5 protein-coding genes and 2 pseudogenes are annotated in these 7,109 nt (G+C 69.8%); 2 read left to right on the top strand and 5 right to left on the bottom strand.

Features of this window, described 5'->3' with window-relative positions; genetic code table 11:
- A pseudogene (locus tag VI238_RS12795) lies at positions 1-284 on the top strand (orotidine 5'-phosphate decarboxylase); the annotation flags it as partial.
- A gap of 105 nt (positions 285-389) precedes the next feature.
- On the opposite strand, the gene def reads toward VI238_RS12795, so the two are convergent.
- Entirely contained in the window at positions 390-926 is a 537-nt protein-coding gene (gene def, locus VI238_RS12790; RefSeq protein ID WP_331651945.1) for a peptide deformylase, read from the bottom strand.
- Positions 927-1,274: 348 nt separating this feature from the next.
- Between def and VI238_RS12785 the strand changes: the two genes are divergently transcribed.
- Positions 1,275-3,221 (top strand): OPT family oligopeptide transporter, encoded by a 1,947-nt coding sequence (locus VI238_RS12785; RefSeq protein ID WP_331651943.1) that lies wholly within the window; start codon positions 1,275-1,277, stop codon positions 3,219-3,221.
- A gap of 3 nt (positions 3,222-3,224) precedes the next feature.
- Here the strand turns inward: VI238_RS12785 and VI238_RS12780 are convergent, their stop codons facing one another.
- The 4 genes and pseudogenes from VI238_RS12780 to VI238_RS12765 form a co-directional block, all read right to left on the bottom strand.
- The gene (locus tag VI238_RS12780) at positions 3,225-4,142 is read right to left on the bottom strand and encodes a glycosyltransferase family 2 protein (protein ID WP_331651941.1); all 918 of its coding nucleotides are present in this window, start codon (positions 4,140-4,142) and stop codon (positions 3,225-3,227) included.
- Positions 4,132-5,994, bottom strand: coding sequence for a hypothetical protein (locus VI238_RS12775; RefSeq protein WP_331651939.1), 1,863 nt, complete (start codon positions 5,992-5,994; stop codon positions 4,132-4,134). Before VI238_RS12775 ends, VI238_RS12780 begins: the two co-directional genes overlap by 11 nt.
- A 3-nt stretch (positions 5,995-5,997) precedes the next feature.
- Positions 5,998-6,888 (bottom strand): class I SAM-dependent methyltransferase, encoded by an 891-nt coding sequence (locus VI238_RS12770; RefSeq protein WP_331651937.1) that lies wholly within the window; start codon positions 6,886-6,888, stop codon positions 5,998-6,000.
- Positions 6,885-7,109 (bottom strand): annotated as a pseudogene (locus VI238_RS12765) (hypothetical protein); the annotation flags it as partial. The gene VI238_RS12770 and the pseudogene VI238_RS12765, both read right to left, overlap by 4 nt.

The raw sequence follows: 7,109 nt of genomic DNA, 5'->3' as shown, positions 1-7,109 counted from the left end.
CGAACGGCAATTGCCTGCTCGTCGTCGGCGCGACCTGGCCGCAGCAGTTGCGCGAAGTGCGCGCGATCGTCGGCGACGTGCCGTTCCTCGTCCCCGGCGTCGGCGCGCAGGGTGGCGACGTCGAAGCCGTCGTCGCGAACGGCTGCACCGCGGACGGCACCGGCCTGCTCGTGAGCTCGTCGCGCGCAATCCTGTATGCGAGCCAGGGTGACGATTTCGCCGACGCCGCGCGCGTCGCGGCACGCGACCTGCGCGACGCGATCAATTCCGCACGCGCCGCGTAGGGCGGTACGCGCAATGCGCGTGCCGCCGCCGGAACTTGGCACGGCGGCATGGCCGCGGGACTCTCGCTTCGCACTCGACGCGCCCCGTGGTCGACGCCGGCTCGTTCAGTCGTCGGCGAGGTCGAGGCCCGGGAACAGCACGTCGGCATAGCCGAACGTCGTGAAGTCCGTGATGCGCGACGGATACAGGCGGCCGATGAGGTGGTCGCACTCGTGTTGCACGACGCGTGCGTGGAAGTCCTCGGCGACGCGGTCGATCGCAGCGCCGGCTGGATCGATGCCGAGATAGCGGATGCGCGTCCAGCGCGGCACCCTGCCGCGCAGGCCGGGCACCGACAGGCACCCTTCCCATCCCTCCGCCTGTTCGTCGGACAGCGGCGTGACGGTCGGGTTGAGCAGGATCGTGCGCGGCACCGCCGGTGCGTCGGGGTAGCGCTCGCTGCGCTCGAATCCGAAGATCACGAGCTGCAGGTCGACGCCGATCTGTGGCGCCGCGAGGCCGACCCCGCCGGCCGCATGCATCGTGTCGAACATGTCGGCGATGAGTCCATCGAGCTCCGCGCTGCCGATCATGGCCGGGGGCACCGGCGGCACGACGCGCAGCAGGCGCGGATCGCCCATCCTCAGAATTTCCCGGACCATCGGTCACCCCCACGGAGCCAGAGCCAGGGGATTGAAACACGAAGGACACGAAGGGAAGCAAGAGATTTCAAGATTGGAACACGGAGCACACAGAGGAAGAGCTCCGACTTGGATCGAATTCTGCTTTGCTCTCTCCGTGTGCTCCGTGTGCTTCGTGTTTCAAGCTCTGCAAGGCATTTTTCTTCGTGTCCTTCGTGTCCTTCGTGTTTCAGGCTTTGACAGGTTGCTTCCGGTCCCTGCCCCGGACCGGTCCCAGGCATCGCGCGGGCGCGGCGTGACGGCCGCCGCGCGGTATGTTTTGATTACGGGTCGCGACCGCTGGCCGTCGCCGATCCGAAGGGGTATCGAATGAGTTCCCAACCCGCCGCGACGCAGCCCGTCGCGCAGCTCACCGTCCGGGCGGTGATCCTTTCCGTGATCCTCGCGGTGATCCTCGCCGCGGCGAACGCCTACCTCGGCCTGTTCGCCGGCCTGACCATCGCGACCGCGATCCCGGCCGCCGTCGTGTCGATGGCGGTGCTGCGCCTGCTCGGCGGCGGCACGATCCTCGAGAACAACATCGTGCAGACCGGCGCTTCGGCTGGCTCGTCGATCGCGGCGGGCGTGATCTTCACGATTCCGGCGCTGATCATCCTCGGTTACTGGCACGACTTTCGCTACTCGTGGGTGCTCGCGATCGCGGGCCTCGGCGGCCTGCTCGGCGTGCTGTTCTCGGTCCCGCTGCGCCGCTCGATGATCGTCGAGGAGCCGCTCGCGTTCCCCGAGGGCAAGGCCGCGGCCGAGGTGCTGCGCGCGGGCGAGAATCCCGGTCCCGGCGTGAGGATCCTCGCGATGGCCGGCGCGATCGGCGCCGTCGTCAAGCTCGCCGCCGAAAGCGGGATGCGCCTGATCCCCGACAACGCGATCGGCGGCGGCTTCATCGGCAAGTACCTCGGCTACATGGGCACGGGGCTCTCGCCTGCGCTGCTCGGCGTCGGCTACATCGTCGGACTCAACGTCGGCATCGTCGTCGTCTCGGGCAGCATCCTGTCGTTCAACATCGCGATCCCGATCTACCACGCGTTCTTCCTCGACAGCGACCCCGCGCTGGCGGCGCGCATCGCCGGTGCCGGCGCGGTCGACATCGCCGGGGCGATCTGGTCCGCCAAGATCCGCTACCTCGGCGTCGGCACGATGCTCGTCGGCGGCGTATGGACGCTCTTTTCGCTGCGCAAGTCGCTCGCCTCGGGCATCAAGAGCGGCATCGCGGCCGCACGCAAGAGCAGTGGCGCCGTCGCGATCGCCGAGACCGAGCGCGACCTGCCGATGAAGTGGATGCTCGTCGCGCTCGTCGCGTTCACGCTGCCGCTGCTCGCGCTGTACCAGGCGATCGTCGACCAGTGGATGGTCAGCATCCCGATGACGATCATCATGATCGTCGCGGGCTTCCTGTTCGTGTCGGTGTCGGGTTACCTCGCCGGCCTCGTCGGCTCGTCGAACAACCCGGTCTCGGGCATCACGATCGCGACGATCCTGTTCGCATCGGTGGTGCTCATGCTGCTGCTCGGCCACGATTCGAAGATCGGCCCGGTCGCCGCGATCATGATCGGCGCGGTCGTCTGCTGCGCAGCCGCGGTCGGCGGCGACAACCTGCAGGACCTCAAGGCGGGTTACCTCGTCGGCGCGACGCCGTGGAAGCAGCAGCTCATGCTCGCGATCGGTTCGTTCTCGTGCGCGCTGATCATGGCGCCCGTGCTCAACCTGCTCGCACAAGCCTACGGCATCGGCGCACCGACGCCGGAGCATCCCAATTCCCTCGCCGCGCCGCAGGCGACGCTGATGGCGTCGGTCGCGAACGGCATGTTCGGCGGCCACCTGCCATGGACGATGATCGCAATCGGCGCGGTGATCGGCGCACTCGTCATCGCGCTCGACGAATGGCTCAAGGCGCGTGGGTCGCACTTCCGCGTGCCCGTGCTCGCGGCGGCGATCGGCATCTACCTGCCGCTCGAACTCATGGTGCCGATCTTCCTCGGCAGCGTCGTCGCATGGCTCGTCGAGCGCAGGCACGGCGTGCACCCGCACGACGAGGCCGAGCGCGATCGCGTCCATCGCCCGGGTACGCTGTTCTCGGCCGGCCTCATCACCGGCGAGGCGCTGACCGGCATCCTGATCGCGATCCCGATCGTGGTGTCGCAACGCGCGGACGTGCTGGCCCTGCCCGAGAGCCTGCATTTCAACAAGTACGTCGGGCTCGTCGTGCTCGCGGTCGTCGGCTGGCTGCTCTATCGCAGCGCGGCGAAGAAGACGGTCTGACGGCTATCGCGCTGCGCGGCGCCGGCCGCGCAGCGCAAGAAGCGGCGCCTGCGCAACGAAATGCGCCCAGATACCGGCGAACACGACGGCTCGCAGCAGCGGATTGCGTGCAGCGGGGTCGAACTTCGTGAAGTAGCGCCACAGGCTGCGGTGCTTGTGGCGCGCGACGAACAGCGGGCGCGACCGGCTCGACGTGCCCTGCGCATGCGCCACGCGCACGCGCGGATCGATCGCGACGCGAAAACCTGCGTCGCGTACGCGACGGCAGAGATCGAGGTCCTCGGCGTGCAGGAAGTAGCCCTCGTCGAAGCCACCGACGCGCTCGAACGCCGCACGGGGCAGTACCAGGCACGCGCCGGAGACCGCCTCGACCGTTTCCAGCCCGTCGTGCTCCGCCGCGGGCGCTTCGACGCCCTGTAGCGCCGGCCAGCGCGACTCGAGACGCGACAGGCCGCTGAGCGTCACCATCGCGCGACGCAGGGTCGGTTCGCGCCGGCGATTACCGCGCGCGGGCGCGCCGTGCGGGTCGGTCACCTGCACGCCGAGTACGCCGAGACGCGGATCGGTCGCGAGCGCCGCGCGCAGGCGCGTCGCGAGGTCGCGCGGTGCGATGCAATCGGGATTGAGGAACACGAACACGTCGCCACGCGCGACCGCCGCACCGCGATTGCAGGCCGGGCCGAAACCGAGGTTGGCCGGGTTGCGCAGGAGCCGCATCCGCGCGTCATCCGCGTGCGCGCCGAGCACGCGTTCGATGCTGCCGTCGCCGGATGCGTTGTCGACGAGCACGAGCTCCACGACCGCATCCGCGGCGAGCACCGAGGCGACGCACTCTTCGAGCAGCGGCCCACTGTCGGCAGCGACGACGACGAAGCTCGTGAGGTCGCCGCCGGGCGTCGGCACGGCCGGGTCAGACGGCACCGAGCAGGCGCTCGCCCTGCTCGCGCGCGCAGGTCCACAGCGCGGGCCACGCTTCGTAGAAACCGGCGAGTTCGAGCGTCTCGTCGCGCAACCGCTGCGCGCATCCGGTGTCGTCGATGTTCTCCGGCCAGTCACCGAGGCGCGGTACCCCGGGCGTGATCAGGCTGCGGCCGTTCGCCTCGATGATCGAGCGCACGTCGGCCTGCCAGTAGATCGGCGCATCGGGCGCGCCGTCGTACTGCGCCTGCAGGCGCTCGATGAGATCGGCGCGCGCGTAGGCGAGATACTCCTGCAGCTGGCGCACGCGCCCCTGCTCGCTCGCGCCCGCGACGTCGCGCAGGTGCGCAGCGAGCAGGTCGAGTCGCTGTGCCGGCTGCTCGGCGCTGAACTCCGGCAGGCGCGTGCGGATGAAATCGGCGACGAAGTAGTTGAAGCGCGGCGTGTGCGCGGCGAGTGTCGCGGGCGAGCGCTTGCGCTGCGTCTCCTGCACGTGACCCACCGCAACGGGGAGCTCGAGCATCAGCGCGCCGCTGTGGCACAGCTCGGTCACGCGCGAGAACAACGCGTCCTCTCCGCGGCCGAGCGGGTTCGTGCAAGGCAGCAGCACGCTGTTGTCGAGCGCGAACGGGGTGAAGTTGGCGACACCGCTCGCGCGCGCCTGCCGATAGCCGTACCAGATGCTCGCCATCTCGACGTTGCGCAGGTAACTGTCGCGATCCCGCGCGAATTCGGCGCGATCCTCGGCGGACAGCTGGTACAGCCACTGGCCCGATTCGGAGCGCGAACTGCCGTAGGCGCCGTGGTGCGTCGCGAGGATCGGTGCGTCCCCATACAGGTGATCGAGGCGACTGAGCGTGAGTCCGCGCAACGCGGCGGGGTCGATGGCGTAGCGCCGCTGGCCGACGACGGCACCCAGCGGACGTCCTGCCGCGGCGAGATGCAGCTCGAACGGATCGTCTTCGACTTCCTCCCCCGCGCCGAGGGCGTTCTCGATGTTGCGGAAGAAGCGCGTGCTGGCCAAGGCCGACGGGTTCGGGTCGAGGCCTTCGCGCGCATCGTCGAGCCTGCGCAGCGGCAACCGATGGTCGTCGTCGAGCAGTATGGCTCGTGCGCCGGCGGACAGCAGCAGCGCGAGATTCCAGCCGCGCCCGCCGCCGAAGCGACCGCGCTCGCCGCCCGCGAGCAGCGCCGGCAGCACGGGGGCCGCCTTCGGCACCGCGCGCGTGAGCTTCTCGACCAGGCGCTCGCGCTCGGCCGCGCCGATGTAGGTGAGCTTGCAGCCGGTCGAACGCGCGAACTCGCGCAGCAGGTCGCGGTGGCGATTGGCCGCGTCGCGCGACGACGAGTCGTCGACGAGCACGTAGTGGCGGTTCGCCCGATGGCGTCGCTCGTAGTCGGCGAGCGATGCGAGCAGGTGCGCGACCTGGTCGGGCCGGTCGCAGGCGCGGATGAATACCGCGCGCAGCGGTGCGGGCTCGCGTGCCGGCGCGGTCGTGGTACGCCCGAGGAAATCGCGGTCGGCGACGAGCAGCCTGCGCTTGACCAGGCTGTCGAGCACGCGCATGACGTCGTCGCGTTGCGCGGTCAGGCCGGGGATGGTCGTGAGGATGCGCGAGACGTGCTCGTCGAGCGTGCGGAACTCGCGCGCCTGGTCGAGCGCCTGCAGCACGTGGAAGGTCATCACGTGCGTCTCGCCGCTGCGCTTGACCTGGAAGATGCACTCGCTGTTCGACAGCGAGGCGACCACGCCGTCCTCGGACGCGTACAACGGCGCCGTGGGGTCGATGCGCGGCTGCGCGGGGACCTTGGCGGGCTGCGCGCCGTAGCTGATCTGGTAGTTGAATTCGCTCATGACCTATCGCTTTCGTCGCCACCAGCGCCAGTCGCGCGTCGGCGCTGGCTCGGACCGTGCACGCAATCGCTCGACCTCGGCCTCGAGTTCGACGATGCGCCCACCGGCGCCGATGTTCTTGCGGATTTCGTGATTGTAATGCGCGTAGACGGATTCGCCGGCATCACCGAACAGCGACAGCGCAGGGAGTTCCGCGGGCAGCTCGCGCCGGCCGCACAGGGCGACGAAATACAGCGGCGCATAAGCAAGACCGGGCACGACCTGTTCGGCGCACGCGTCCGCGGTGAGCGTTTCGCAACTCGCCGGCGCGGCGTCGTCGAGCGCCCACAGCGCCGACTGGAACAGCAGCTTCTGGCCGTACAGGCGCACGTGCGGAAAATGCGGCCGCAGCAGCGCGAGCAATTCCTCGCGATACAGCTCGCGCACGTGGAACTCGTTGCGGAAGCCGGCCTGGTCGCTGTAGGTGCGTTTGTCGGGCGAGGAAATCAGCAGCAGGCCGTCGTCGGCGAGCACGCGCGCGAAGCCCTCGAGCAACGCCTCCTGCGCGGCCAGGTGCTCGAGGGTCTCGAACGAGACGACGAAGTCGAACGCGCGGTCGGCGAACGGCAGCGCGGTCGCGTCGGCCTGCTCGTAGCGCAGTCGCGGGTGCGCGCCGTAGCGCGCGCGCGCATGCGCGACGGACGCCGCGTCGATGTCGACGCCCACGACGTCCACGGCGACCGAAGCGAGCAGTGCGGAACCGTAGCCTTCGCCGCAGGCGGCGTCGAGCACGCGCCGACCGGCGGCGAGGCGCCGCGCGAACGCGTAGCGGTGCCAATGCTCGTACCAGATCTCGCGCACGCATTCGGGCGTGAAGCGTTCCCCGGTGAACGGCAGGGTGGAGTCGTCACTCATGGCGCGGCATCCCCGACCGGCGCGATCCAGCGGTGCGCGAGGCGCACGAGGCCGAACTCGCGCGTCGCACCGCGCACCGTGAGCGTGCGCTCCATCGTGTCGAACACGCGCACGCCCTCCGGGTCGAGCGGATGGACGCGCACGGTATAGCTGCCGGGCAGCAACGGCAGTGCGTCGAACGCGAGGCTGCAGGCGTACTCCCCCGCGCCGACGCGCTGCGG

This window comes from Dokdonella sp. (assembly GCF_036518555.1).
GTDB lineage: Bacteria > Pseudomonadota > Gammaproteobacteria > Xanthomonadales > Rhodanobacteraceae > Dokdonella_A.
Note: the sequence above shows the minus strand (reverse complement) of the source record. Positions and strands in the feature narration are given on the sequence as shown.